General features: G+C 62.6%; 2 protein-coding genes. One reads left to right on the top strand and one right to left on the bottom strand.

Features of this window, described 5'->3' with window-relative positions:
- Position 1: 1 nt before the first annotated feature.
- Entirely contained in the window at positions 2–952 is a 951-nt protein-coding gene (locus tag BN1115_RS19905) for an AEC family transporter (RefSeq protein WP_042658538.1), read from the bottom strand.
- A 137-nt stretch (positions 953–1,089) separates the two neighbouring features.
- On the opposite strand from BN1115_RS19905, the gene BN1115_RS19900 reads away from it, so the two are divergent.
- A partial coding sequence (locus BN1115_RS19900; RefSeq protein ID WP_042658537.1) for a LacI family DNA-binding transcriptional regulator occupies positions 1,090–1,704 on the top strand: 615 nt, incomplete at its 3' end.

The raw sequence follows: 1,704 nt of genomic DNA, 5'->3' as shown, positions 1-1,704 counted from the left end.
GTCAGTACATCAAACCGAGGTAATTCATCAGGGTTGCTCCGAGGCTGGTAGTAACCAGCGAGCCGAGGGTGGTGGTGGCGATAATGTTCGCAGCCAGCACGCTGTCGCCCCCCATGGCGCGGGTCATCACGTAGCTGGCCGCGGCGGTCGGGGTGGCGCTGATGAGAAACAGAATGCCCTGCTCCAGATGGCTGAAACCGAGCAGGGCCGCCCCCAGGGTGAAGGCTGCCGGAATGAGGCAGAGCCGCATGATGCTGGCCCAACCTGCCAACGCCGCGCCACCGCGCAGGGCGTCGAGACTGAGAGAAGCGCCGGTGCAGAGCAGCGCCAGCGGCAACGTCATATTGGCGAAGTAGCTGCCGGTGGTGAGCAGCAGTTGCGGCATCTTGATGCCGAGCAGGGTAAAGGGCAGCGCCGCCACAATGGCGATGATCAGCGGATTCTTGATGATGCCGAGCAGAATGGGGCGGATCCCGGTGGCGCCGCCGAGACTGCGGGTCAGGGTGATGACCGCGAGGATGTTGTAGAGCACGGTCACCGCACCGACATAGAAGGCCGCCGCCCCCAACCCCTCGTGGCCGTAGGCATTCTGCACATAAGCGAGCCCGATGATGGCGCTGTTGCCACGAAAGCTCCCTTGCACGAAGATGCCGCGCAGCCGCTGCTCCCCGATAAAACGCCCGGCCAGCAATTCCAGCACCAGATAGCTGATAACGGTGGCGAGCAGGCCATAGCCGATAAACCAGAGGCTCGGCATGGTGGCGAAGTTGGTGCCCAGAATGCTGAGAAAGAGCAGGGCAGGCAGGGTGACCTGAAACACCAGTCGCGAGGCGGATTCGGTAAAGGGATCCGGCAGCAGTCCCAGCCGCTTGAGCAAGATGCCGAGCAGCAGCACCACGCAGATGGGGCCGGTGATGGAGAGGGAGAAGAGCAGACTGGCCAGCAGATCCATGATGAGCATCCTGTGCTGTGCCCACACACCCTGACGGCGGGGCAAAAAGGGCATTCTAACGCCATGGGCTTGTATTCACAGGGGTTAATCACAACAATGTGGGCAATTCCACCGCCTAGCCTCCTGTGAGCCAATTCATGGACAAGAAACTGACCATCCTCGATATCGCCCGACTGAGCGGCGTCGGCAAGTCGACCGTCTCCCGGGTGCTCAATCAGGATCCCAAGGTGAAGCAGGAGACCCGCGAGCGGGTGGAACAGATCATCGCCGAGCACGGCTTCGTGCCGAGCAAGTCGGCGCGGGCCATGCGCAGCCAGAGTCAGCAGGTGGTGGGGATCATCGTCTCGCGGCTCGACTCCAGTTCGGAGAATCAGGCGGTGCGCGGCATGCTGGAGACCCTCTACCAGCGCGGCTACGATGCCGTGTTGATGGAGAGCAAGTTCTCCCCCGCCAAGGTGCAGGAACATCTGGCGGTGCTGGTTCGGCGCGGGGTGGATGGTATTATCCTGTTCGCCTTCAATGACTTGGACTATGCCGCCATGGCGCCGCTGAAAGAGAAGCTGGTGCTGGTCGCCCGCGAATACCCCGGTTTCTCCTCGGTCTGCTTTGACGATGCCGGTGCGGTGCGCACCATGCTGGCGCAACTGGCAAGCCGTGGCGCCCGCGACATCGCCTATCTGGGGGTGGATACCTCCGACCTCACCACCGGCCAGCGCCGCCTCGATGCCTATCTCGCTTACTGCGCAGAGCAG

Origin of the sequence: Aeromonas allosaccharophila (genome assembly GCF_000819685.1) — a bacterium.
GTDB lineage: Bacteria > Pseudomonadota > Gammaproteobacteria > Enterobacterales > Aeromonadaceae > Aeromonas > Aeromonas allosaccharophila.
The sequence above is the reverse complement of the archived record's forward strand: the minus strand, read 5'-3'. Positions and strand labels throughout refer to the sequence as shown.

Coding starts and splice junctions, on each gene's coding strand:
- BN1115_RS19905 (WP_042658538.1), bottom strand. CDS start 952: ATGGATCTGCTGGCCAGTCTGCTCTTCTCCCTCTCCATCACCGGCCCC.